The 23894-nt window shown below is 73.4% G+C and carries 19 protein-coding genes; 7 read left to right on the top strand and 12 right to left on the bottom strand.

What is annotated here, in order from left to right:
* Positions 1-6: 6 nt before the first annotated feature.
* The 4 genes from CP982_RS03255 to CP982_RS03240 all read right to left on the bottom strand — a co-directional run bounded on the left by CP982_RS03255 (position 7) and on the right by CP982_RS03240 (position 8318).
* A complete protein-coding gene (locus CP982_RS03255; protein ID WP_150509068.1) occupies positions 7-1281 on the bottom strand; it encodes an MFS transporter in 1275 nt (424 codons plus the stop codon).
* Entirely contained in the window at positions 1278-3875 is a 2598-nt protein-coding gene (gene lanKC / locus CP982_RS03250) for a class III lanthionine synthetase LanKC (protein ID WP_150509067.1), read from the bottom strand. Before lanKC (CP982_RS03250) ends, CP982_RS03255 begins: the two co-directional genes overlap by 4 nt.
* A gap of 360 nt (positions 3876-4235) precedes the next feature.
* On the bottom strand, positions 4236-6824 hold the full coding sequence (gene lanKC / locus CP982_RS03245; protein WP_150509066.1) for a class III lanthionine synthetase LanKC: 2589 nt from the start codon (positions 6822-6824) through the stop codon (positions 4236-4238).
* Between the two features lie 399 nt (positions 6825-7223).
* On the bottom strand, positions 7224-8318 hold the full coding sequence (locus CP982_RS03240) for a radical SAM protein (RefSeq protein WP_150509065.1): 1095 nt from the start codon (positions 8316-8318) through the stop codon (positions 7224-7226).
* Between the two features lie 380 nt (positions 8319-8698).
* Here CP982_RS03240 and CP982_RS03235 point away from each other — a divergent pair, with 380 nt between their 5' ends.
* The 4 genes from CP982_RS03235 to CP982_RS03220 all read left to right on the top strand — a co-directional run bounded on the left by CP982_RS03235 (position 8699) and on the right by CP982_RS03220 (position 13850).
* Positions 8699-10570, top strand: a complete 1872-nt coding sequence (locus CP982_RS03235) for a sensor histidine kinase (protein ID WP_150509064.1) — start codon at positions 8699-8701, stop codon at positions 10568-10570.
* Positions 10563-11264, top strand: a complete 702-nt coding sequence (locus CP982_RS03230) for a LuxR C-terminal-related transcriptional regulator (RefSeq protein WP_229878818.1) — start codon at positions 10563-10565, stop codon at positions 11262-11264. Before CP982_RS03235 ends, CP982_RS03230 begins: the two co-directional genes overlap by 8 nt.
* Before the next feature lie 140 nt (positions 11265-11404).
* Positions 11405-12796 (top strand): NADP-dependent succinic semialdehyde dehydrogenase, encoded by a 1392-nt coding sequence (locus CP982_RS03225; RefSeq protein WP_150509063.1) that lies wholly within the window; start codon positions 11405-11407, stop codon positions 12794-12796.
* Between the two features lie 28 nt (positions 12797-12824).
* A complete protein-coding gene (locus tag CP982_RS03220; protein WP_150509062.1) occupies positions 12825-13850 on the top strand; it encodes a PHP domain-containing protein in 1026 nt (341 codons plus the stop codon).
* Positions 13851-13895: 45 nt separating this feature from the next.
* On the opposite strand, the gene CP982_RS03215 is transcribed toward CP982_RS03220, so the two are convergent.
* From CP982_RS03215 to CP982_RS03200, 4 genes are all read right to left on the bottom strand, one after another.
* Positions 13896-14282, bottom strand: a complete 387-nt coding sequence (locus tag CP982_RS03215; protein ID WP_150509061.1) for a hypothetical protein — start codon at positions 14280-14282, stop codon at positions 13896-13898.
* Positions 14283-14454: 172 nt separating this feature from the next.
* Positions 14455-14724, bottom strand: a complete 270-nt coding sequence (locus CP982_RS03210; RefSeq protein ID WP_150509060.1) for a metal-sensitive transcriptional regulator — start codon at positions 14722-14724, stop codon at positions 14455-14457.
* Between the two features lie 65 nt (positions 14725-14789).
* On the bottom strand, positions 14790-15359 hold the full coding sequence (locus CP982_RS03205; protein WP_150509059.1) for a rhodanese-like domain-containing protein: 570 nt from the start codon (positions 15357-15359) through the stop codon (positions 14790-14792).
* A 65-nt stretch (positions 15360-15424) separates the two neighbouring features.
* Positions 15425-17095 (bottom strand): FAD-dependent oxidoreductase, encoded by a 1671-nt coding sequence (locus CP982_RS03200; protein ID WP_150509058.1) that lies wholly within the window; start codon positions 17093-17095, stop codon positions 15425-15427.
* A 210-nt stretch (positions 17096-17305) separates the two neighbouring features.
* Here CP982_RS03200 and CP982_RS03195 point away from each other — a divergent pair, with 210 nt between their 5' ends.
* Positions 17306-18124 carry an AraC family transcriptional regulator gene (locus CP982_RS03195; protein WP_150509057.1) on the top strand — a complete coding sequence of 273 codons (819 nt, stop codon included), beginning with the start codon at positions 17306-17308 and terminating at the stop codon, positions 18122-18124.
* 36 nt (positions 18125-18160) lie between these two features.
* On the opposite strand, the gene CP982_RS03190 is transcribed toward CP982_RS03195, so the two are convergent.
* Positions 18161-19057 (bottom strand): phosphorothioated DNA-binding restriction endonuclease, encoded by an 897-nt coding sequence (locus CP982_RS03190; protein ID WP_150509056.1) that lies wholly within the window; start codon positions 19055-19057, stop codon positions 18161-18163.
* A 260-nt stretch (positions 19058-19317) separates the two neighbouring features.
* Between CP982_RS03190 and CP982_RS03185 the strand changes: the two genes are divergently transcribed.
* Positions 19318-20772, top strand: coding sequence for an L-lactate permease (locus CP982_RS03185; RefSeq protein WP_170316342.1), 1455 nt, complete (start codon positions 19318-19320; stop codon positions 20770-20772).
* 205 nt (positions 20773-20977) lie between these two features.
* On the opposite strand, the gene CP982_RS03180 is transcribed toward CP982_RS03185, so the two are convergent.
* On the bottom strand, positions 20978-21946 hold the full coding sequence (locus tag CP982_RS03180; protein WP_212669174.1) for a hypothetical protein: 969 nt from the start codon (positions 21944-21946) through the stop codon (positions 20978-20980).
* Between the two features lie 246 nt (positions 21947-22192).
* Here CP982_RS03180 and CP982_RS03175 point away from each other — a divergent pair, with 246 nt between their 5' ends.
* Positions 22193-22741, top strand: coding sequence for a GNAT family N-acetyltransferase (locus tag CP982_RS03175; protein ID WP_150509054.1), 549 nt, complete (start codon positions 22193-22195; stop codon positions 22739-22741).
* Positions 22742-22790: 49 nt separating this feature from the next.
* On the opposite strand, the gene CP982_RS03170 is transcribed toward CP982_RS03175, so the two are convergent.
* Both CP982_RS03170 and CP982_RS03165 read right to left on the bottom strand, forming a co-directional pair.
* Entirely contained in the window at positions 22791-23207 is a 417-nt protein-coding gene (locus CP982_RS03170) for a hypothetical protein (RefSeq protein ID WP_150509053.1), read from the bottom strand.
* A 170-nt stretch (positions 23208-23377) separates the two neighbouring features.
* The gene (locus CP982_RS03165; protein WP_150509052.1) at positions 23378-23893 is read right to left on the bottom strand and encodes an acyl-CoA thioesterase; all 516 of its coding nucleotides are present in this window, start codon (positions 23891-23893) and stop codon (positions 23378-23380) included.
* Position 23894: the final 1 nt, after the last annotated feature.

Below are 23894 nucleotides of genomic sequence, written 5' to 3'. Positions count from 1 at the left end.
GGTGTGTCAGTCCGCCGCCGCCACCTCCGTGCGCCCCGCCTCGCGCGGGCCGTCCGCCGCCGCCTCGCGGGGCCCGGGCCGCTGGAAGACCCCCTGCCCCGGCGACGCCGCCGCGAGCACCGCGAGGAGTGCGGCGAAGACCAGGAAGACCGTGGCGCCGGGGAGTTCGTCCAGGAGGGCCCCGGCGAGCGTCGCCCCCAGCGGTGGCGTGGCCATGAACAGCAGGCCGATCGCGCTGTTCACGCGGCCCTGCAACCGCGCGGGGGTGTGGAGCAGGCGCGCCAGGGTCAGCACGGAACCCGACACGGCCACCGCGAGGGCGCACCCCGCGAGCAGGGCCGCGAGGACCGCCGCCTCCGGTGCCAGGGCCATCGCGCCGACCAGGGCCGCGCACACCACACCGGTGGACAGCACGATCGTCGACGGGCCGAGGTGTCTGCCCGCCGACGGCGCGAGGGCGACGCCCACCATCGCGCCCGCAGCCGACATCGCCGTGACCATGCCGACGGACAGGCCGGACGCCCCCTCGCGCGCGGTGGTGACCACGACCGCCAGGTACACCCCGTCGAAGGCGAAGTTCTGCGCCGACGCCACCAGCGTCAGACGGCGCAACAGCCGCTCCCGCCACAGGAAGCGGAGCCCGGCCGTGAAGGACGGCCACCAGGCCTCGCGCGGCCCCGCGGGGGCGCCGGGTCGCACGCCGAGGGCGAGCAGACAGCAGGCCGAGACCGCGTAGGACGCGCTGTCGAGCCAGAAGGGCAGACTGGCCCCCGCGCTGAACAGCGCGCCCCCGATCACAGGCCCCACGAGGTACGCGGTCTGGCCGCGCACCTGGTTGACCGCGAGCGCCGTGGCCAGCTTTGCCTCCGGTACGACCTCGCGTACCAGGGGCAGGACGGCGGCGTTGAACGGCGCCGTGAGGAAGCCGAGCACCGCGCCCGCCACCAGGAGCAGCGGAAGCGACGCGAGCCCGGCGAGGACCGTCCCCGCGAGGGCCGCGCTCGCCACCGCGCGGCCCGCCTCGCACACCAGGAGCACCGAGCGGCGGTCGAACCGGTCGGCGACCGGGCCCGACGGCAGACAGGCGAGGGCCAGCGAGCCCGTCCACACCGCCTCCACCAGACCGACGCGCAGGGGCGAGCCGGTGACCTGGAGCACGAGCAGGGGAAGGGCCACGGCGGCGGCACCCGAGCCGAGCATGGACAGGCCCTGCCCGGCGCACAGGAGCTGGAAGTCCCGGTTGCGGCGGAGGCTGTCCGACGCGGGTGCCCGCCCTTTCACGCCGGCGCGCCCACGGGCGCGGCCTCCAGCAGGGGCAGCGGCGCGGCCGGCCCGCCCGTCAGCGCGCCGTGCACGGCGAGCAGCACCCCGGCCGTGCCGGTGGCCAGGTCCATGGAGAGCTTCAGGAGGCCGTCGAGCGCGAAGGCCCGCCGCCCCCGGAAGCGCACGCAGTGGAGGCCCAGGCTCCGCAGGTGTACCGCCGCTGCGGAGCCCGGGCCGGCCAGGCGGGTGGCGGCGTGGAGCAAGCCCGCCTGACCGTCGAGGAGGCCGGGGGAGAGGAGGAGTTCCGTCCCCAGACCGGCGCGCACGCGATCGCGTACGCGCGCGTAGTGCACGTCGTCGTGATGCCGGAGGTACGCGTCCAGGACGAGGCCGATCCCGGCGCTGCCCCGGTCGAGCGTCGGCAGCCACCGCTGCCCGTCCCTGACCTGGAGGCGGCCCTCGCCCGGCGCGCCACAGCGGCCGAGGTCGCGGGCAAGGGCGAGCTGGGCGAGGCGCAGCCACCGGTCGTCGCCGGTCGTCTCGTGCAGGCGGGTGAAGAGTAGGGCCGGGCCCGACCAGCCGTGCATCAGGCCCACGGCGTCCGCCGGGCCGGGCAGCCTGCCGCCGTCCTCGACGATCCGCGCGAGCCGCTCGCCCAGGGCCTCGGCCGCGCTGACGTCCCCGAAGCGCAGCCGGGTCGCACCGATGCCCGCGAGCCCGCCGAACAGGCCCGCTCCGCAGCCGTCGAGGCCGACGCCGTCGAGCCGGTCGAGCGTCGCGCGCGCCTCGTCCCCGCGCCCCAGCCGGTCCAGGACGTACGCGACTCCGCAGAGCCCGTCGTACAGTCCGGGCCGCGGCCAGCGGGTGCGCCGCGCCGCCCGCACCAGCCAGTCGACGTGCTCGGCGAAGGCGGGGTGCCCGGAGCGGCCGGTGACGTGCAGGGCGTACAGGACGCCCGCCGCGCCGAAGGCGAGCGCAGCGCCCTGGTTGTCGAACTGCCGCACATCGCCGGGGAAGAGCCGGTCGTCGCGCTCCGGCGTCGCGCTGAGCAGGATCGCCTCGGTCATCGAGTCGAGGGCGGCCTGAGCGTCGGCCCCCGGCTCCTCGGGCCAGAGCGAGCCGTCCGGCGCGTCGGTGTCCTTGTCCCGCGGCACGTGGTCGGGCGGCGGGGAGAGCCGCTGCCGAAGCCGCGCGCCGAACCCCGGCGGCACCGGGAAGCGCGCCTCGCTCCAGGCGGTCAGCTGGGCGAGCTTGTCCGGGTCGAAGCGCAGCAGCGGCGTCAGCGGGCAGAACAGCGCGAGCGTGAGGGCCGCGAGCCCGTACGTGTCCACGGAGCGCCCCGACCGGGCCCACCGCGCGGTGAACCCGGGCGTGCCGAGCGCGGGCGTGCCGCCGTCGCCGTCCGCGTGTGCCGTCTCGAAGTCGACCAGGCACACGCTGCCGTCCGGGCGCACCATGACGTTGCCGGGCTGGAGGTCCCCGAAGACGACGCCGCGGTCGTGCAGTTGCGCCACGGCCCGCTCGATCCGGTCGAGGACGTCGCAGGCCCAGCGGGTGTACGTGTCCAGCTCGGACGCGTCCGAGCCGTTGTCCGAGCCACCGTCCCTGCCGCCGTCTCTGCTGCCGTCCGTGCCGTCACGGAACAGTGGGTGGCGGCGCCCGATCGCCTCCTGAAGGGTCTCGCCGGGGATCAACTCCTGGACGAGGAAGTGGTGTTCCCAGTGCCGGGTGCGGCCGTGCAGGCGCGGCACGCAGTCGAGCCCGGCGAGCCGCTCCAGCATCGCCTCCTCGTTGTCCAGGCGGGCCACGGCGTCCGCGCCCCGGTCGTCGAGGCCCGCGTGGGGGCGTGCCTCGCGCAGGACCACGCGGCGGCCCGTGTCCTTCTCGACGGCCCGGTAGACCCCGCCGCCGTTGGAGAAGTGCAGCGCCTTCTCCACCTTGTAGGGGAAGCCGCCAGGGGCCGCCGTGCGGAACGCGGCGATGTGCGGGGCGAGGAAGCCGGGCGGCGCCACCCACGGCGGCACCCGGAAGGACGCGCTCCGTACATCGGGCACCAGGGCGCCGCCGGGGCCCACGACCGCCGGGACGTACTCGCCGTCGGGCGCGAAGCAATACGCCAGGTCGAACCCGCCGTAGCGCACGTACAGCGGACCCTCGCCCCAGCGCAGATCGCTGAGCACGTATGGCCCCTCGACGCCGCGCAGCCGCGCCGCGAGGCCGGTCAGGATCCGCTCCAGGTCCGGCTCGTCGACGGGGTAGACGGTCACGAGCTTGCCGCCCGCAGGGCGCGGCGCCTGCTTGCTGTTCACCTGGCGGTGCAGGACCGCGCTGCGCAGGAACTTGAAGGTGACGCCGTGCTCGACGCAGTAGTCCCAGGCGGTGTCGACGGCGTGCTCGGCCCGCTCCTCCGTGGCCGAGACGTGGATCTTCCAGCCCTGGCGCGGCAGCGGGGCGTCACGGCGGCGCAGGTTGACCCAGCCGCCGCGCTCCGCGCGCAGCCAGCCGGGAGGCGGCGGGCTTGCGGTGCGGGCGAAGCGGCGCCCGGCGTCGTCGACGCGGTCGAGCGCGTCCACGAAGCAGGGGTCCGCGACGAGATGGCCCTGAGCGAGCATGGCGTGAGTTCTCCTGGGTGCCGGTCCCGGTCGGTGGTCGAGGCCTGCCGGCCGCGGGTGGCCACGGCCGGCAGGCGTCACGTCGATGGGCAGGGCATCAGCCCATCGCGTGGGTGCTGTGGTAGCTGTTGGCGCAGGGCCACAGGGAGAGGGTCTCCTCCTCCAGCTCCTGCAGTTCGAGGATCTCCGCCATGTGCGTCACCTCCCTTCGTACGGCTCTCGGTGGCAGAGAAGGGCGGTACGGGCCTGACAGGGAGGGTCAGCCCATGGCGTGGGTGCTGTGGTAGCTGTTGGCGCACGGCCACAGAGCGGGGGTCTCCTCCTCCAGCTCCTGCAGGTCGAGAATCTCCGACATCCGAATCACCTCCCTTCGCGGGCTCGTCGGTACGAAGACCGCGGGTCGAGGTACGGCAGGACGGGCCCGCCACCCCCGAACGCGGAGTCCAGGGCGAGCAGTACGCCCGCGGCGCCGGTGGCCAGATCGGCGGAGAGCCGCCGCATCCGGAAGCCCGGGAACGCCAGATGGCCGCGGTAGGAGCGCGCGTACCAGGCCATCCGGCGCACCTGGGTGCGCAGGGCCTCGGGGTCCCCCGGGCCGTCGAGCGCGGCGAGCACCGCGATCGCGCCCGCCCGGCCGCGCAGCAGCCCGGCGTTGCGCACGTAGAGCGCGCCGCAGGTGTGCCGGACGGCGGCGAGCAGCGCGGCCCTGCCCTCCTCGGGCCGGTGCCGCAGCAACGCCTTGAGGGGGAAGGCGAGTCCGCAGCTCCCGCCGTGCAGGTAGGGCAGGTGGAAGGTGCCGTCGAAGAGCGTGAGGGCGCCGTCCGCCGCGGTGCCGCACCGGGCGACGTCGAAGCCGAGCGCGCGCTCGGCGAGCCCCAGGTAGCGGGCGACGCCGGTCTCCTCGTACAGGTGCAGGAAGAGCAGGGCGATGCCGGAACCGCCGTGCAGCAGGCCGTACGGCGGGGAAGTGCCGGGGCGCGGCGCGGGCGGTCCCTCCGTGACGAGCCCGGCCAGGTCCACGGCGGTGCGCAGGGCCGCGTCGTGGAGCGCGGTGTCCCCGGTGGCGCGGGCGAACCGCAGCTGGTTCAGGGCGATCCCGGCGCTGCCGCCCGCCAGGTCGGGGCGGATCACGCGGGACTCCAGCGGCCGGGCGCGGTCGAGGACGGCGAGGGCGCGGTCGCGGTGGCCGAGCAGATCGAGGGTGAGCGCGACGCCGTGCAGCCCGTCGTACAGGCCGGGCCGCGGGTCGGGGTCGCGCTCGACGGCGTCCGCGAGCCAGGTGACGTACGCGTCGGGGACGTCCGCGCCGACCCGGTGCAGGGCGTACAGGACCCCGGCGGCGCCGTATCCGAACGACGGGCCGCCGAGCGCGGCGGGGCCGAAGGGGGTGCCGGGGAAGAGCCGGTCGTCGCGCTCGGGCGTGGCCATCGCGTGCAGACCCGCCACCAGGGAGTCGCGCAGGGCGGGCCAGTCGGGGCGCTCCGCGGCGAGCCGCCCGGCGTGGTCGTCCGCCTCCCGTTCCGCCGAACGGGACAGGCGCGACAGGAGGGTGGCGCCGAAGCCCGGCGGGACGGGGTAGTGCTGGTCGACGGCCCGGGTGAGGACGCGCAGGGTCGACCGGTCGCGGTGCGGCACCGGGAGCAGCAGCCACAGCCGCAGCACGTCGAGCAGATGGGCGGTGGCGGCCCGGCCGCGCAGGCCGGCCGGTGCCGTGAAGCCCTCCTCGCCGACGCTCGGGGCCCGGTCGTCCGTGAGGTCCGTGACCGTCTCCAGACGGCTGAGCACGACGCGGTCGTCCGGGCCCAGGACGAGGTGCTCCGGGTTGAGCTCGCCGAGGCGCAACCCGCGGTGCCGGAGCGCGTCCAGGGCGGCGGCGACCCGGGCGACGACGCCGAGGGCCCACTCCGCGTAGCCCGCCGCCTCCTTCTCCGCGCGGTCCTCGGTGGTCAGCGGGAAGGCGGCGGCCGCCGCCTCGGCCAGGCTCCGGCCCTCGGGGATTTCGACGGCCAGGAAGTGGTGGCCCGCCTGGACGTGGTGGCGCACGACGCGGGGCACGCAGTCCAGGTCCGCGAGCCGCTCCAGGACCGCTCGTTCGTGCGTGAGCCGGGTGACGGCGTCCGTGCCGTGCGCGTCGAACCCGGCGTGGGGGCGCGCCTCGTGCAGCAGGACGGGCTTGCCCGTGGCCGTGTCGGTGGCCAGATAGGTGCCGCCGCCGGTGGTCAGGCGCAGGGCGCGCACCCCGCGGAAGGGGAAGGGGACCTCCGGCGGCGCGCGCAGGACCTTGAGGTCGGCGCGCAGCACGTCGGGCAGCGCCACCCAGTCCGGGCAGCGGAAGACCGGGCGGCGGTCCTCGGGCACGAGGGTGCCGTCGGGCCGTTCGAACGCCGGGACCGTGGCGTGCTCGTCGCCGGGGTCGGCCAGGTGCCCGGCGGCGGGACACCGCCGGTGCTCCGCCGCGGCGTAGCGCACGTACAGCGGACCCGAGCGGTGGCGCAGACAGCCCGGCACGTACGGGCCCGGCAGCGGTTCGAGCAGCGCGGTGAGGTCACCGAGCGCGGTGCCGAGCACGGTCTCGTCCGCCGGGTGGAGGACCAGCAGATCGGCGCTGGTGAGCCGGTCGGCACGGAGGTCGCCGAGCGCCCGGGCGGCAGCCGTACCGCGAACGATGTCCACGGGGATGGCGTGGCGCAGGCAGTACTCCACGACGGTCTCGGCCGCGCGCTCCAGGTGGGGCAGCGTCACGGAGACGTGGATCCGCCAGCCCTGGCCCGGCCGCCGCGCCGACGGTGGCCGCAGCCGCGTCCACCATCCGGAATCGACGCGCTCCCAGCCCCGGGGCAGGGGCCGCAGGGCCGCCGTGAGCCTTTCCGAGGTGTCGGCAAGGCGCTCCGGGAATTCGAACAAGACCGGGTCCGCGCGGTAGAAGCGCTCGTAGTCCTGGAGTTTCATCACGGTGCGGCCTCTCCGGTGAGAACCGGGCAGAAAGGGATTCCGGGGAATCGAGGAGAACGGCCCGGGGAAATCGCTCGGGATTCGAACGAATGCCCGTCGGGCGGTAGCGGCAACGAAGCGAAGGGCGGCGGACGAGCGGTGGACAGAAAGCGGGAGGGCGTCGACGGAATGGAGGCCTACGGAATGCGGTCCGAGGGAATGGACGGGCCGCGGGGCGGACGGTCGGAGCGCCCGCGAAATGCTGGGCTCCGTCAGGCGAAGCGCTCCGGAGCCGACGGGTGATCGGCCCGTTCCCGTCGCGCGGCGCGGGCGCGGTCCCCCACCGCCAGGCGGCCCGCCGCCGTCAGGCCCCCGCCACTGTCAGGCGGCCCACCACCGTCAAGTGGCCCACCACCGTCAAGCGGACCGGTGGAACTCCTGACGCGCGCCGCCCGCCGTCGCCGCGCCGAACTCCGGAGGACGCGTACGCACCGAGCGCCGGTCGATGCGCGCGAGGTCGTCGGCGGAGGCGAAGTGGCGGTCCATGCGCCGGACGGCCTCCGCCCACGTCCGCATGGAGTCCACGGTGGACAGCGTCTCCACGACGAAGGGGTCGTGGAGCCGGGCCAGCGCGCGTTCCCACAGCACCGCCGCGGGCTCCTCCAGGAGGCTGCCGACCGTGCCCTCGTACACCGGGAACCCCCGCACCAGGCCGTCCGGCTCCACCTGCATGACATGGGTGTCGATGCCCAGGGCCACCCGCTCCGGCGTCATCGCCAGGTTGAAGTTGTCCGTGGTGAAGACGGCCACCGACGACGGCGCGAGGTCGCGCAGGCGGGCGCGGAACGCCTGACTCGTGAGGTGGGCGACCTGTTCGTCGTCGAGGAGCTCGTGCTCCTCGAACTCGGGGCGGCTGGCCAGGCCCTGCGGGACGGCGACGTTGAAGCCCAGCGTGCTCAGGCGCGGGAAGCGGTGGGCGATGTCGCCCGCCATGTCCTCCAGCTGCCCGAAGTTGCTGCGGATCACCACGCAGTCGATGCCGAAGCGCAGCCGCCCCCGGCCGGCCGCGCTCCGCTCGGCCGCCACCTCGTCGAGCAGGGTGAGGGCCGCGAGCACCCGCTCGAAGGAGCCCGCACGCCCCCGGATGCGGTCGTGCACCTCGGGCGTCGCCCCGTCCAGGCTCACGACCACCTCGTCGAAGCGGTCCGCGAGCCGCTCGGCCAGGGCCCGGTTCATCACCCACCCGCTGGTGTTGATCGACAGCTTCGCCCCGCCGGCGCGCAGTCGCTCGGCGACCTCGAACACGCCCCGCACGACGAGCGGTTCGCCTCCGGACAGGGCCACGACCCGAGGGCCGAGGGTCACCAGCGCCTCGGCGACCCGCAACATGGCCTCAGGGCCGAGCTGTCGCGAGGGCCGTCTGCCCGATTCCGAATAGCAGTGCGAGCAGCGTAAGGGGCAGGCGTACGTGGTGTCCCAGACGACGACTTCCGGACCGGAACAACGACTCATGACGGCCACCCGTTCTCTCGTCCCTGCGCGGCGTCGGACCCTCGGAATCCGCCCTCGCGATTCCCTTCGAGTGTTCTCACGTACGCCCTTGCGGGGCACCAGGGCACCCCCCAAACTCCTTGGAGGTTTTCCGCCAGGCGAGGTCGGTGGATTTCTTCTCTGGACGCCCGTGATGGCGGGCCCCGATAATGTCGCCCGTGGCAGGCAGAAGCGGGGGGATGCACCTCGTCGCCGCGTGCGGCGGAGCGTGCTTGCTCTGGGCAACGCTTATCGGGACAACGCAGTTGGACAATCGCTACGTTCTGCCCTGGATCCTCGGGTCCGTACTCCCGTGCTATTTCGCCGGTCTCTTCACCTGGTGGCACGCCCCGTCCAGTCCGGTGGCCCGACGCCTGCTGCTGCTCGGCAGCTGGCTGTGCGTCTCCGTCGCCGTCCGCCACACCACCACGCTGGTGAGCCTCGAACTCGGCTGGTACTTGCGCCCCGAGGCGGCCGGCGTGCTGCTGCCGCTCGACCTCGCCCTGCAGGCCGCCAGCCAGCTCTGCCACCTGGTGGTGAGCATCCTCGTCGTCCGTCTGCTGGCCCTGCTGCCCGACGGCGGCTACCGCTCCCGCTACGAACGCGGTGTCCTGGACGCCCTGTGGGGCCTACTCGCCCTGCCGGTCCTGCTGCCCTTCACCGGCCTGTCGGACTACACCATCTACCTCATCGTCTTCTACCACCCCGAGGCCTTCCTGCCCGGCGTCGGCGCCACCCTGCTCGTGCTGCGCTGTCTGCGCGCCCGGGCCGCGGGCGCGCGCGACGTGGCCGCGCTGCTGCCCTTCGCCGCCGTGGCCGCCGTGCTCTTCCTGGCTCGCGGCTCCTCCCGGCTCTTCCGCGCCTGGCAGGGAGAGCAGGGAGCCCTCTACCTCATCGGCTCCCTGCTCGGCGCCCTGCCGTACGTGTCGATCTCCGTGACCCTGCTCTACGCCGCCTTCCGCCACCGGCTGCTCGGAGTCGACATCGCGCTGCGCCGCTCCGCCGTGTACGGCTCCCTGTGGCTCATCATCAACAGCTGGTACGTCGGCATGGCCCTGACCCTCGGGCTCACCGCGGGCCTGGTCTTCCCGCTCGGCCTTTCCCTGCTGGTCGCCGTCGTCGTCACCGCCCTCTTCCAGCCGCTGCGCGCCCAGCTCAACGCCCTCGTGGAGCGCCGCGTGTTCGGCAAACGGCTCAGTAGGTTCGAACTCCTCGTCCAGTTCGGCACCACCCTGGAGCACGCCTACGACCTCGACCGGCTCGCCCCGCAGCTCGCCACGGGCCTTCGCGAGGGCATCGGCCTGCGCTGGGTCCGCGTCCGGCTCGGCGGAGCCGGGCTGCCCCTGTCGACCGCGGAGGCGGGCGAACCGCCGCCCGGCGAACAGGCCCTCGAAAGCTTCCCCCTCCTGTACGGGGACGACGTCCTCGGCGCCATCGAGTACGGCCCCAAGGCCGAGGGCCGCTGCGCCCCCGAGGACCACGACATCGGCCAGACCCTGGCCCGGTCCGCGGCCCTGGCCGTGCACAACGTGCGCCTGGCCGCCGAACTCTCCGCGCACGCCCGGGAGACCCAGCGCCAGGCCACCGAACTCGACGCGTCCCGGGCCCGCATCGTGCACGCGCAGGACACCGAGCGCCGCCGCATCGAGCGCCGCCTGCACGACGGCATCCAGCAGGAACTCGTCGTGCTCGTCGCCAAGTTGGCCCTCGCCCGCAACCGCCTGCACCGCGGCGGCGACATCGACGCCGCCCTCACCGAGATGCAGGACGACACCTACCGCGTCATCGACGACCTGCGGGAACTCGCCCACGGCATCCACCCGCCGATCCTCACCGACCAGGGCCTGGTCGCCGCCGTGACCTCCTGCGCCCGCCGTATGCCCATCCCCGTCACCGTCCACAGCGAGGAGCCGCTGACCGGCGTGCGCTTCGCCCTCGACATCGAGGAGTCCGCCTTCTACCTCGTCTCCGAAGCACTCACCAACGTCCTCAAGCACGCGGGCGCCGGACGCGTCACCGTCCGCATCACCCGCGAGAGCGGCCGCCTCCAGGTCGAGGTGGCCGACGACGGCACCGGCTTCCCCACCGCCACCACCCGCGGCTCCGGCCTCACCGGCATGCGCGACCGCACCGAGGCCGTGGGCGGCGAACTCACCGTCACCAGCCGCGTCGGCGCCGGCACCGTCATCCGCGCCCGCCTCCCGGAACGCGTACGGGAGGAGGCCCGTGCCTGAGCCGCAGGACGGCGCCCCGCTGCGCGTCGTCATCGCCGAGGACCACTACCTGGTGCGCGAGGGCACCCGGCGCCTTCTGGAGGACACCGGCGAGGTGGACGTCCTCGCCGCCGTCGGCACCGCCACCGAGCTCCTGGACGCGGTCGGACGACTGCTGCCGGACGTCGTCATCGCCGACATCCGCATGCCGCCGGGACACCACACCGAGGGCATCACCGCCGCCCACGCCATCCGCGCAGCCCACCCCGGCATCGGGGTCGTCGTCCTGTCCCAGCACGCGAACGAGAACTACGCCTTCGACCTCTTCCGGCGCGGCACCGACGGCCTCGCCTATCTCCTCAAGGAGCGCATCGGCGAGGTCGACGAGCTCCTGCGCGCCCTGCGGGAGGTGACCGCCGGGCGCTCCGTCGTCGACCCCCGCATCGTGGAGGTCCTCATAGGGAGCCACGCGCGCGCCGCCGACGCGCCCCTGTCCCACCTCACCCGCAGGGAGCTGGACGTCCTCAGACAGATGGCCGAGGGCAAGACCAACCGGGCGATCGCCGACTCCCTGATGCTCTCCGAGTCGACCATCGAGAAGCACGTCAACTCCACCTTCGCCAAGCTGGGCCTCGCCGAGATACCACAACTGCACCGCCGCGTCAGCGCCGTCCTCGCCTACCTGCGCCACACCCCCGCGGGCCCCGGCACCTAACCCGCCCGCGCCTCCGGCGCAACCGGAAGGGGCCTCCGTCCGGCATGGCCCCGCCCCCGGCCGGGTACGCGGCGGTCCTGCGTTGCGCCCCGGCGGGCGACGCGCCAAGGTCGAGGAAGGCGTACAAGGAGGCCACAGACATGCCCATCGCGACGGTGAACCCGGCGACCGGCTGGACCGAGCTGACCTTCGAGCCGCTCGGCAGCGAGGAGATCGAGGAGCGGCTCAGGCGCGCCGCCGCGGCCTTCGACCGCTACCGCACCACCGGCTTCGCCGACCGCGCCGACCTGCTGCGCCGCGCGGCCGAGCTCCTCGACGAGGACACGCCGGACATCGCGCTCACCATCACCTCCGAGATGGGCAAGCCCGTGAAGGCGGCCCGCGCGGAGGCCGCCAAGTGCGCCAGGACCATGCGCTGGTACGCCGAGCACGCCGAGGCCCTGCTCGCCGACGAGCACCCCGACGACGGCGACGTGCGCGACTCCGGCGCCTCCCGGGCCTACGTCCGCTACCGCCCCCTGGGCGTGGTCCTCGCCGTGATGCCGTGGAACTTCCCGCTCTGGCAGGTGGTGCGGTTCGCCGCGCCCGCCCTGATGGCGGGCAACGTGGGGCTGCTCAAGCACGCGTCGAACGTGCCGCAGACCGCCCTGTACCTGGAGGACCTCTTCCTCCGCGCGGGCTTCGACGAGGGCTGCTTCCAGACGCTGCTCGTCGGCTCCGGCGCCATCGAGGGCATCCTGCGCGACGACCGGGTCGCGGCCGTCACGCTCACCGGCAGCGAGGGCGCGGGCCGCTCGGTCGCCGCGATCGCCGGTGACGAGATCAAGAAGACGGTCCTCGAACTGGGCGGCAGCGACCCCTTCGTCGTGATGCCGTCGGCCGACGTGGACGCCGCCGCCCGCACCGCCGTCACCGCGCGGACACAGAACGCGGGCCAGTCCTGCATCGCCGCCAAGCGGTTCATCGTGCACGCCGACGTGTACGACGCCTTCCTGGAGCGGTTCGCCGCGGGCATGCGGGATCTGACCGTCGGCGACCCGGCGGACGAGGACACCGACGTGGGCCCCCTCTCCAGCGAGCAGGGCCGCGCCGACCTGGAGGAACTCGTCGACGACGCCGTACGCCGCGGCGCCACCGCCGTCTGCGGCGGCGGGCGGCCCAAGGAGTTGGAACGGGGCTTCTACTACGAGCCGACCGTCCTCACCGGCATCACCCCCGAGATGCGCGTCCACCGCGAGGAGACCTTCGGCCCGGTGGCCACGGTCTACCGCGTGGCGGACCTGGAGGAGGCCATCGCCGTGGCCAATGACACCTCGTTCGGCCTCAGCTCCAACGCCTGGACCACCGACCCGGCCGAACAGGAGCGCTTCGTACGCGATCTCCAGGCGGGCGGCGTCTACTTCAACGGCATGACCGCCTCGCACCCGGCCTTCCCCTTCGGCGGCGTCAAGCGCTCCGGGTTCGGGCGCGAGCTGTCTGCCCACGGCATCAAGGAATTCTGCAACACCACCACCGTGTGGCACGGGGCATGAGCGTCCAGGAGACCGGCAGGTGGCACCGATGGAGCCCGTCGAAGCGCTGAACCGCATCGCCTTCCTGCTCGAACGCGGCCAGGCACCCACCTACCGGGTACGCGCCTTCCGCACCGCCGCGGCCACCGTCGCCGCCCTGTCGGAGCGGGAGCTGGCCGAGCGCGTCCGCACGGGCACCCTGGAAGCCCTCAAGGGCATCGGCCCCAAGACGGGCGCGGTAGTGCGCGAGGCACTCGCCGGCGAAGTGCCCGGCTACCTCGCCCGCCTGGAGCAGGAGGGGGACGCGCCCCTGGTCTCCGGCGGCGCCGAGCTGCGGTCCCTGCTGCGCGGCGACTGCCACCTGCACTCCGACTGGTCCGACGGCGGCAGCCCCATCGAGGAGATGGGCCGGGCCGCCGCCGCGCTCGGCCACGAGTGGGCCGTCCTCACCGACCACTCACCGCGTCTGACCATCGCGCGCGGCCTGTCGCCCGACCGGCTGCGCGAACAACTGCGGGTGGTGGCCGGGCTCAACGAGAAGTGGGCCCCGTTCCGCCTGCTCACCGGCATCGAATGCGACATCCTGGAGGACGGCGGCCTCGACCAGGAGCCAGAACTCCTCGCCCGGCTCGACGTCGTGGTCGTCTCCGTCCACTCCAAGCTGCGCATGGACGCGGCGGCGATGACCCGCCGCATGGTGAGGGCCGTACGCAATCCGCACGCGGACGTCCTCGGCCACTGCACCGGCCGCCTCGTCACCGGGCGCGGCCGCCCCGAATCCACCTTCGACGCCGACGCGGTCTTCGCCGCCTGCGCCGAGTCCGGCACCGCCGTGGAGATCAACAGCAGGCCCGAGCGCAAGGACCCGCCCAGGCGACTGCTGCGCCGCGCGGTCGACGCCGGGGTCCTGTTCGCCATCGACACCGACGCCCACGCGCCGGGCCAGCTCGACTGGCAGTCCATCGGCTGTGCCCGCGCCGAGGAGTGCGGGGTCCCGGCCGAACGTGTCGTCACCACCTGGAACGCCGAGGACCTGCTCGCGTGGACGAGCAGGTCCGGTCGGGGGCCTGTCTGAGCAGGTGTCTTCTCGGGTCCGGCGCGGTCTCTCCGAGAGGGCCGCTCAGTTCGTGATGGTCACACACGGAAGGCCGACGCTGGCGCCGCCGCGGAAGCCCTCCGCGCACAGCCGCGTGCCCGCGGGGAAGTGCCGCTGGGGGTAGGCCTGGTCCCGGTAGGTGCGGAACTTGGCGACGTCCTCCACCTTCGTGTTCGCGCTCCAGCCGTTGGTGGTCCACACGCGCGCGCTGATGCGGTTGGGCTGGTTGGTGTTGGTCACCGACACCTCGACGCGGCCCAGATAGGTCCCGGAGTCGTAGGTCTCGATGCAGACCGAGTGGTTGCACCACTTGCCGTCGGCGACCGCCGAGGGCCCGGTGGCGACGACGCAGCCGAGCGCGGCCGCGAGCGCGCCGACCCCCGCTGCGATCTTCCTGGTGATGTCGAGCATGGTGAGCCGCCCTCATGTGCATCGCGACGCCCGTGACCAGGTGCCACGGACTCCCGGGCGGACCAACGCCAGACAAGATCATTGGTTACGGGGTCCCGAAGGCGCGCGGGGGAGCCGCGGAACGAGGCACGACAGACCCGGAGGCGGCCGACAGCCGTCGTGCCACCTCGGCTCAGGCCAGGCTCAGGAACAGCTTCTCCAGTTCCTCCTCGGACAGCGGCGGGCGCTCGCCGTCGGTGGCGGCGAGACACTCGCGCATCCCGCTCGCGATGATCTTGAAGCCGGCCCGGTCGAGGGCGCGGGAGACCGCGGCGAGCTGGGTGACCACGTCCTTGCAGTCGCGGCCTGCCTCGATCATCGCGATGACGCCGGAGAGCTGGCCCTGGGCGCGGCGCAGCCGGTTCAGGACGGCCGTCATCGTCTCTTCGTTCTGGGCGGTCATGGGGGCCGCTTCCGTTCTGTCGTAGGGGTCTGCGGGCGGTGGTCGCGGCGCCGCCCGCCGGGGGATCAGTGGTGCAGGGCCGCGCGTGCCGTGTCGAGGGTCCCCGGGCGCGGCCGGTTGTGCGGCAGCTTGGCCAGGACCGCGGCCATGCCGCAGGTGCCGCTGACGCCGGAGTAGACGAGCCCGGCGGCGATCCCGGCGGACAGCAGCCGGGCGCGTGGGAAGCGCGGGCCCAGGGCGAGGCCCGTCAGGACGAGGGCGCCGGCGGCGAAGCGTACCTGCCGGTCCATCGCCCAGACCTGGCGTCGGTCGGCCTCGTCGGAGAGGGCGAGGGGCAGGCCTGCGGCCTGCCAGGCGGCGGTGCCGCCCGCCAGCTCGGCCGCCTCGATCCCGGCCCGCTCCAACTGTGCGCAGGCGGTGCGGGAACGGGCTCCCGAGGCGCAGACGACGGCGAGTCCACGGCGCCGCGCCGTCTCGCGCAGATCCGGCAGCAGGTCGCGCACGGAGTCGAGGGGCAGGTTGACGGCACCGGGGACGTGGCCTTGGGCGTACTCGGACGGGGAGCGGACGTCCACGACGAGGACGCCGTCGGCGATGCGGGACTCCAGCTCGGGTGGGGTGAGAGGGGTGTTCACGGGGGTTCCTTCTTCGTTCCGGGGCTGTCGGATTCCGGGGCTCGTCGGGGGCGGGGGAGCGCGGCTCAGGCGGCCAGGGGAGCGGCGGGAGCCGGATCGGCCGCGTCCGCACGGGTGGTCCGCGCGGCGGCCCACGTGGCGTAGCCGCCGTCGAGGTTGGCGGTGGGGCGGCCGGTGAGCTGGGTCAGGAGGCGGGCCGCGGTGTGGCCGCGCAGCCCGACCTGGCAGTGGACGATCAGCGGCTGTCCGGCGGGGAGCTCGTCCAGCCGGTCGCGCAGCTCGTCGACCGGGAGGTTGAGCGCGCCGGGGATCGCGCCCCGGGCGTGCTCGGCCGCGGTGCGGACGTCGATCAGGGCGGCGCCGTCGGCGAGCGCGGCGTCCAGTTCGTGCCACTGCACCGCCCGGCCGGTCCCGGTGGCCAGGTTCTCGGCGATCATCCCGGCCATGTTCACCGGGTCCTTGGCCGAGCCGTAGGGCGGGGCGTAGGCGAGTTCGAGATCGGCCAGGTCGGGGGCGGTCAGACCACCGGCCATGGCGGTGGCGATCACGTCGATGCGCTTCTCCACCCCCTCGGTGCCGACCGCCTGGGCACCCAGGATCCGCAGGTCTTCGGGGTCGTACAGGACCTTGAGGGCGATCGGGGACGCGCCCGGGTAGTAGCCGGCGCGGGAGCCGGGGTGCAGATGCACGGCCTGGTGGGGACGGCCGGCGGCGCGCAGCCGCTTCTCGCTCCAGCCGGTGGCGGCGGCGGTGCGGCCGAAGACCTTGACCACCGCCGTGCCGGCCGCCTCCCGGGCCCTCACCGGCCGCCCGGCGATCACGTCGGCGACCAGCCGCCCGTGCCGGTTGGCCAGGTTGGCCAGCGGGACGAGGGCGGGCTCACCGGTCAGCGCGTCGCGCTTCTCCGCCGCGTCGCCGACCGCGTACACGTACGGGTCGCTGGTGCGCTGGTACGCGTCGACGGCGATGCCGCCGCGCGGCCCGACCGCAAGACCCGCGCCACCGGCCAGTGCCGTCTCCGGGCGTACGCCGATCGCGAGCACCACCAGATCGGCGGCCAGGGTGCGGCCGTCGGCCAGCGTGACCCGGTCCGGTCCCACGGCGGCCGGCCGGGTGGCGAGTTCGACCCGTACGCCGTGGGCGCGCAGCTCGGCGGTGAGCGGCGCGGCCATCTCCGCGTCGAGCGGCGGCAGCACCTGGTCGGCCAGTTCGACGAGCGTCACCGCGAGCCCGCGCTCGCGCAGGTTCTCGGCGGCCTCCACACCGATGAAGCCCGCCCCGATCACCACGGCCGTACGGGCACCGGCGTCGAGATCAGCCGCGACGCGGTCCACGTCGGTCACGTCCCGCAGGGTGCGTGCCCGCTCGATGCCGGGCAGCTCGGGCACGAAGGGCCGGGCGCCGGGGCTGAGCACGAGCCGGTCGTACGCCTCCTCGTACTCGCCGCCGACCAGGTCGCGTACGCGTACGGTGCGGCGCGCGAGGTCGATCGCCACGGCCTCGCTGCGCACCCGCACGTCCAGGCCGAACCGGGCGCGCAGGGCCTCGGGCGTCTGCAGCAGGAGTGCGTCGCGCTCCTTGATGACACCGCCCAGGTAGTAGGGCAGTCCGCAGTTGGCGTAGCTGACGTGGGCGCCGCGCTCCAGCACCACGATCTCCGCGTCCTCCACCAGCCGTCGCAGCCGCGTCGCGGCCGACATGCCGCCCGCGACGCCACCGACGATGACGACCTTCATGTTTCCTCCTGGCACGATGACACTCACAATACCCCCTGGGGTATTCAAAAATACGGGTGGGGGTATCTGTACTGGTGTTCTGCAACGAACCGGAGGTCCTGATCCATTCCCGCCCGACGGCACGGCGGCTTCAGCAGCGGTCCGGCGGCCGCCGGACCGACTGTGATCAAGGCCCTAGGCGGGTGCGCCCCCGTCTGCGAGCATGCGCCGATGGCTGAGGAAGGCGAACACGCACGGCTCTGGGCCGCGCCCGGCAGCGCGCAGGTGGAGCTGCTGTCCGCGCGCTTCGAGCGCTTCGCCTTCGACCGGCACAGCCACGAACAGCTCTCCGTCGGCGTCATCGAGGAAGGCGCGGAGGGGCTGCACCTGGCAGGGGGCAAGGTGGTGGTCCCCGCCGGGCAGCTGGTGATCCTCAACCCCGGGCAGGTGCACACCGGTTTCGCCGCCGAGGAGTCCGGCTGGCGGTACCGGATGTTCTACTTCGACACCGCCATGGTCGACGAACTCGCCGCGGAACACCTGGGCGTTCGGGACGTCTGGTTCGCGCGGACGGCGGTGCCCGACCCCGACCTCTTCGCCGCGCTGAGCCGCGTGCACCGCGCACAAGAACGCGCGAGCGACCCCCTCACCGCCGAGTCCCTGCTGCTCGGGGCGCTGACCTCGGTGCTGCGCCGCCACGCGAGCACGGGCCGGGCGCTCACCACCGGGCCTCGGCGCGACTCTCGCCGGGGCCCGGACCTGGCCCGGCAACTGCTCCACGACCGCTGGACCGAGCCCGTCACCGTCGCCGAACTCAGCGCCGCATCGGGCATGCCGCGCGCCTCCCTGATCGCCGCCTTCCGCCAGGCGTACGGACTGCCGCCGCACGCCTACCTCCTGCGCCTGCGCGCCAACCGCGCCCGCCGCCTGCTCCTGACCGGCCGGCGCCCCGCCGAGGTCGCCGCCGCCACCGGCTTCGCCGACCAGGCCCACCTGACCCGCGTCTGCAAGCGCTACTTCGGCGTGACACCGGGCGCGATCCGACCCTGACGGCGCCCGAGGGCCCTCGTCACGTGGGTGACCGGCTCAGCCGACAGAGGGACGCGGGCCGCCCCGGAAGACCTGGCTGGTGTGCCAGGAGCGGTGGGCCGCCGCTACCGGACGGGCGCCGGGTTGAGGGCCCGTGAGAGGACGTCCCGCGAGCGCTGTGACATGCTCGCGGGCAGCCTCGCTGCGGCCGATGAACTGCTGCGACACCAGAATGCGGCGGCCGTCGCCCAGGCCGAGGACTCCCTTGTCGAAGAGCTTGTGGTGCAGCGAGCACAGACACAGTCCGTTGTCGACGTCGTCCGGACCGTCGAACGCCCACCAGCGCACGTGCGCGGCCTCAAGCCCGACGGGCGCCGCACCGATCATGCCGTCGTAGCCACAGAAAGCGCACTGGTATTCGTACGCGGTCAGCACCATCTCCCGCATCCGCCGGTCCCGCTGACGCCTTCCGGGCGCCGGCGTCAGAGTGTCGGTCTCCGACAGCTCCATCTCCAGGCCGACCGCATTGCACAGGTCCTGGTGCAGCGACGCCGGGAAGTGCAGATCCAGCAGCACCCTCGCCATCCGGGCCAGCAGGGAGGGTTCGCGTCGGAGCGCCTCCTGAAGTTCCGGGGCCAGTCGCCCAGTTGCCCGGCTGGCTCGGAGCTCCCTCACCGCGGTGCCCGGGCTGCCGACGCCGTGCGCGGTGCACACTTCCCACACTCCGTCGCTGACCAAGTGGTGGAAGGGATAGGCGGGCGTGGTCACACGCGACGGACCGTACTCGACCAGCAGTCGCTTCAGATCCGCCTCCACCGCGCTGTACGCCAACTCGTCCGCGGCATCCGCCTGAAAGCGGCCCAGAGCGTACAGCAGCAGCAAGGGCTTGTGCGGCGCCCGCACCCCGTCCCGGCTCCACTGCCTCAACCTTGCTGCACGCTCCAGCCAATCCATGGAGGCGATCATAGTTTCGCTCGCCGTGCGTCTAGCTGTGCCGGACGCGATGCTCCGCCTCACGTTCCCGTCGAGCCCGCTCCCGTTCCTCCGCACGCGCCGTCAGCGCCTCGAACCTCTGGGCCGGGGCGCCACGTTGCCGAACTGTCCGACGGGCCGGACGAGACTTTCGTTCAAGACCGTCGTCGGACCGTCCCGCCAGGCTGGCCCTGCCGGACTGGGAAAAGGCGAAAGGCGGCTGAACGAACATGGTGTGGGCGATGGCGGTATCCCCGCTGGTCGTGGTCCTGGGGATGATTACGGGGCTGCGCCGGGCGGCGCACTGGGCGGCGGTCGTCGGGGCCGTACTGGCGGCGCTGCTGATCTGGTGGCTGCCCGACTTCGCGCTGCCGGGCGACGCGGCGGCCGGAACGGCGGGCGGGGCCGGGCTGCTGGTGCTCAACGCCGCCGCGGTGATGCTCCCGGGCGTCTATCTGAGCCAGGTGCTCACCCGCCGCGCGGTGCACCAGTCGCTGCAGGAGTGGGTGCGCGGCCTCCCGCTGCCGGTGCCCGCGACGATCGCCCTCGTGGTGGCGGGCATCGCCCCCACGGTGGAGGCCCTCACCGGCTTCGGCGTCTCGCTGCTCGTCACCGTGCCGGTGCTGCTCGCCCTCGCGCCGCCCGCGACCGCGCTGCGGCAGGCCATGCTCGGCATGAACATCATGCCGTGGGGCACCCTCGGCCTCGCCACCGTCATCGGCGCGGCCCTCACCGGCACCGCCACCGCCGAACTGGGCACCCGCACAGCGGTCACGAGCGCCCTGGTCTTCCCCCTGGTGACCGCGTGGGCCGCGCTGCTCGCCCGACCTCGACGGCCGGTCCGCACCGCCGTGGTGGCCGCGGGCGCGGGCGGCGTGCTCGCGCTCGGGCTCCTCGCCCTCAACTACGTCGGCACGGTCCAGCCCGCGGGCGTCCTGGCCGGACTGCTCACCACCGCCGCCGGACTCGCGCTGTGCGCCGCCCGCCGGAAGCGGACCGGCGACAACGCCTCGGGCCGACTGCTGCCGCCGCGCGCGGTCCTGTCCGCGTACGGACTCGTCCTCGGCGGCATCGCCCTGACGCGCCTGGCCAGGGCCGCGGGCGCGCCCGCCCTCGCCCTGCACGCGGGCGACGTGAGCTTCGCGCTGCTCAGCTCGCCGGGCCTGCCCCTGCTCGCCGCGGCCCTGATCCTGGACCGGGGCCGCCCGCACCGCCAGGACGCACGCACCGCACTGACCCGCGTCGGCAGACCGCTGCTCGCGCTGACCGGCTTCGTCGCCCTGGGGCGGCTGATGGCGGACAGCGGCATGATCGGGGAGCTCGGCACCGCGGTCGCCGGAGCGCCGCCGCTGGTCATCGCCCTGGCGGCACCCGCGCTCGGCATGCTCAGCGGCTTCCTGACCGGCTCGAACGTCGGTGGCAACGCGCTGATGATGCCGCTCCAGGAGCGCCTCGCCCCGGACGGCGCGGGCCTCGACACCTGGTTCGCCGCCCTGCAGAACAGCGCGGCGGGCCACACCGTCTTCACCTCACTCCCCATGATCATGCTGATCCTGGCGGTGGCCGGTGACCGCGCGAAGTCGGCCGGAGTCACCGAGCGCGGCCTGCTGCGCTTCGGCCTGCGCGTGGCCGCCGCGGTGTACGCCGCCCTGGCCGCGACGGCGGTCGTCGTGGTGGCCGTCGGCGGAGCGGGCTGACCCACGACGACGGGCGGCGCCGCGGCGCCGGGCGTGGGTGGCAGGGCGCGACCGGCCCAAGGACCACGAGGGCGCTCCCGGAAGCGCGCGGTGCGCTCGACCGAGCCGTCGTACGAGTCGCCGTACGAGCCGTCGTACTTGAAGGCGATCTCAGGGATGCGCTCCAGTGGTGCTCGGCCGCGTTGAGCAACCCGCGCGCCCGGGCTCAGGCGGTGCAGTTCTTCTGCGCGTCGACACGCACCTTACGGCCGGTGAACTCCTCCAGGACGGCGATGTTCTCCGGGGCGTAGTTCGTCGCGGTGATCTTGTCGGCGTCGCGGCTGCCGAGCTTTCCGGTGTACGGCGCGGACTTCTCCAGCCAGTACGCCGTGCGCAGGAACTGGGTCAGGACCAGGTCGCGCAGCTTGGGCTCGGCCTTGATCCTGGCCCAGTAGTCGGGGTGCTTGTCCTTGGCGACGCGCAGATAGAGCAGCAGGTAGCGCAGGTTGGTGGCGGCGATGTCCCGGGCGTTGCCGGCGCCGACGCCCTTGATGTACTCCTGGACCACCGTCACCGCGGGCAGTCCGGTGAGACCGGCGTTCTGCTCCGCGAGCACGCCCTGGAGGCGGTACTCGCCCTGCGTCCTGTCCCGCAGGTAGATGTCGTCCATCGAGGAGCTGAGGCCGTCCTTGATCAGGGGCAGGATCTCCTTGCGGGGGAAGCCGCCGTGCACGGGTACGGTCAGACCCTGCTGACCGGCGTTGATCCAGGCCGCGATGTGGACGTCCCACCTGGTCCGGGACGGGTCGAGGTCCCACATGTGGGTCTCCTCGTGGATCGCCACCATCATCGACTCGGCGAACCCCTCGAAGCTCCGCTTGTTCACGAACTGGTCCCAGTACTTGTCCTTGGCCTGGGCGATCGCCAGCGCCTCACCGCTGGGCCAGCGCCGCTTGTACATGGTCTGGAGGGTACGCATCCAGTTCGAGGAGTTGAAGGACGCCTTGAGGTCGCTCACGTCGGCGTTCGGCTGCGACGGTTCGTCGTAGCAGTAGGGGGCGGCGGCGCGGCTCTGTAGGGTGCCGTGGGCGGAGGGGGCGGCGGCCGCGGTGGGGCCGGAGGCGGCCAAGGTCCCGGCGCCGAGGGCCAGGACGACGGATGCGGTCAGCAGACGGGGGAGTTGTCTACGGCTCACGAGGGACCTCGTCTCGAAGCGGTTGTGGGGGGATCGCGCGGACGGGCGCCCGCACCGCCCGTCACTCATCGAAGCTACTGACCCGGGCACCACGTGCCTACTAACACGTCGTCATAACATCCGGGTGATGGCTCCCGCCCGGTCGGCGGCCAGGGCGCATGGCCGACAGCACGGGCCGTCCGGCGGCGGGGGCGTCACCTCGAACCCCGGCGGGCGATGTCGGTGGCTCCTGCCAGACTCCGCGGCATGACCACCGACTCCTTCGCTTCCTTCCACTTGCACCAGGCCGCCTCGGCCCGTGACACCGATTCGCACCTGTGCCGAGCCCTGCTCGAGTGCTGGGTCGACGTCACCAACGACGGCGGCGCCGCGGGTTTCCCCTTACCGCCCATCGACATCCAGCACGCCGCGCCCGCCCTCGACGCCATCATCGAGGGCCTCGCTCCGCACACGTCCCGTCTGCTGACCGCCTGGGACGGCGGCGAGCTGGTCGGCTGGCTGCACCTGCGCCGCGATCCTGCCCCGCTCACCGCCCATTGGGGAACCGTGCACCACGTGCAGACCCACCCCAGCGTGCGCGGCCGGGGCATCGGCGCCGCCCTGATGGAACACGCCCACCACGTCGCCCGCACTGAGATGGGCCTGGAGCAACTCCACCTGGCCGTGCGCGCAGGAGCGGACCTGGAGTCCTTCTACGCCCGACTCGGCTGGAAGGAGATCGGCCGCTGGCCCGGAGCCCTGCGCCTGGCCCCCGGAGACGACCGCGACGAAATCCTCATGCTCCTCCACCTGTAACGGCACACAGCGCAAGGCCCACGGGCCTCCCCGAGAGGTGAAACCTGTGTCAGGCGGCGTCGAGGGCAGCGGTGATCTTGCGGGCCATGGCGGCCAGTGCGGGCCCGGGCTCACCCTGGTGTGCGCGGGCAGCTGCCTCGACGGCAATGGTGACGGTGCTGCGGAAGTCGGCGGCTTCTGCCGGGGACTGCCGGTTGAGCAGGTCCATCGCCGCGGTGAGGGCGGGCAGGACGTGCTCGGCGAGCGCGGCCGTGGTGGTGCCGCCCAGGTTCTCGATCCGGGTCTTGGCGGCGAGGACGTGTCCGACCTGGCCAGTGGCGGAGGCGAGGGCGATGGCGCCGCGGGTGGCAGCCTTGTGGGGCGATCCGGCGGCATCGGCCGCGGCCATCAAGGAGACGGCGCCATAGGCGGCGGTACGCAGGGTGTCCTTGTCCTGGGCGGTGAGGGCGGCGAGGGTGAGGGACATGATCGGTGTGCTCCTTGAGGGAATCGAACCGGCGGTGAAGGCCACCTGGCCGGTGCTTGATGTCTCTACGATCCCCACCGCCCCTGTCACCCGCCTGACACAGCCCTGACACGGCCCATGACACCGCGGCCGACACGCGGAGTGTTCCGTTCTACGCCGCCACCCGGCCGTCAGCGGACTCGGCCGACACGGTCACGTCTGCCCTCAGGTGTCACTCCGTTTCGAAGATTCACCATGGACCGTACGGACCCGGCTCTCGCGGCGTTGTAGGGCTCGAGAGCCTGTCGCAGGCTCTCGGGGACGAGGGTCGGTTCGGCTTGGTCGCCGTCGCCGCGCATGCATGCGACACGTTGGCGGCCTTTCGCGATCAGGTGCTCGGTTGCGTCCGTCTCGTCGATCTTGACGTACGCGAACTCGAACTCGATCTGGGTCTGGGTGAGGTCAACGAGCGTCATGCGGATGGACAGCTGGTCGAAGGCCGTCAATTCGGCGAAGTACTCGCATTCGCACTTGATGGTGAACAGCTTGAGACCGTGTGTGATCTCGTCCAGGACCTCTGGGGCCTTCTCCTTGAGGAACACCTCCCGGCAGCGGCCCTGCCAACGAAAGTAGTTCACGAAGTAGACGTTGCCCACGAGGTTGGTTTCCTCGAAGCCGACGAGGTGTGGGGTGTCGAAGCTCGGCACG

The organism is Streptomyces spectabilis (genome assembly GCF_008704795.1).
Classification (GTDB): Bacteria; Actinomycetota; Actinomycetes; order Streptomycetales; family Streptomycetaceae; genus Streptomyces; species Streptomyces spectabilis.
The sequence above is the reverse complement of the archived record's forward strand: the minus strand, read 5'-3'. Positions and strand labels throughout refer to the sequence as shown.

Bases quoted from the DNA above. Each gene is read 5' to 3' on its own strand.
- CP982_RS03215 (WP_150509061.1), bottom strand. From the start codon at position 14,282: ATGCTCGACATCACCAGGAAGATCGCAGCGGGGGTCGGCGCGCTCGCG.
- CP982_RS03240 (WP_150509065.1), bottom strand. From the start codon at position 8,318: ATGAGTCGTTGTTCCGGTCCGGAAGTCGTCGTCTGGGACACCACGTAC.
- CP982_RS03225 (WP_150509063.1), top strand. From the start codon at position 11,405: ATGCCCATCGCGACGGTGAACCCGGCGACCGGCTGGACCGAGCTGACC.
- lanKC (WP_150509067.1), bottom strand. From the start codon at position 3,875: ATGCTCGCTCAGGGCCATCTCGTCGCGGACCCCTGCTTCGTGGACGCG.
- CP982_RS03190 (WP_150509056.1), bottom strand. From the start codon at position 19,057: ATGGATTGGCTGGAGCGTGCAGCAAGGTTGAGGCAGTGGAGCCGGGAC.
- CP982_RS03195 (WP_150509057.1), top strand. From the start codon at position 17,306: ATGGCTGAGGAAGGCGAACACGCACGGCTCTGGGCCGCGCCCGGCAGC.
- CP982_RS03175 (WP_150509054.1), top strand. From the start codon at position 22,193: ATGACCACCGACTCCTTCGCTTCCTTCCACTTGCACCAGGCCGCCTCG.
- lanKC (WP_150509066.1), bottom strand. From the start codon at position 6,824: ATGAAACTCCAGGACTACGAGCGCTTCTACCGCGCGGACCCGGTCTTG.
- CP982_RS03220 (WP_150509062.1), top strand. From the start codon at position 12,825: ATGGAGCCCGTCGAAGCGCTGAACCGCATCGCCTTCCTGCTCGAACGC.
- CP982_RS03185 (WP_170316342.1), top strand. From the start codon at position 19,318: ATGGCGGTATCCCCGCTGGTCGTGGTCCTGGGGATGATTACGGGGCTG.
- CP982_RS03170 (WP_150509053.1), bottom strand. From the start codon at position 23,207: ATGTCCCTCACCCTCGCCGCCCTCACCGCCCAGGACAAGGACACCCTG.
- CP982_RS03210 (WP_150509060.1), bottom strand. From the start codon at position 14,724: ATGACCGCCCAGAACGAAGAGACGATGACGGCCGTCCTGAACCGGCTG.
- CP982_RS03200 (WP_150509058.1), bottom strand. From the start codon at position 17,095: ATGAAGGTCGTCATCGTCGGTGGCGTCGCGGGCGGCATGTCGGCCGCG.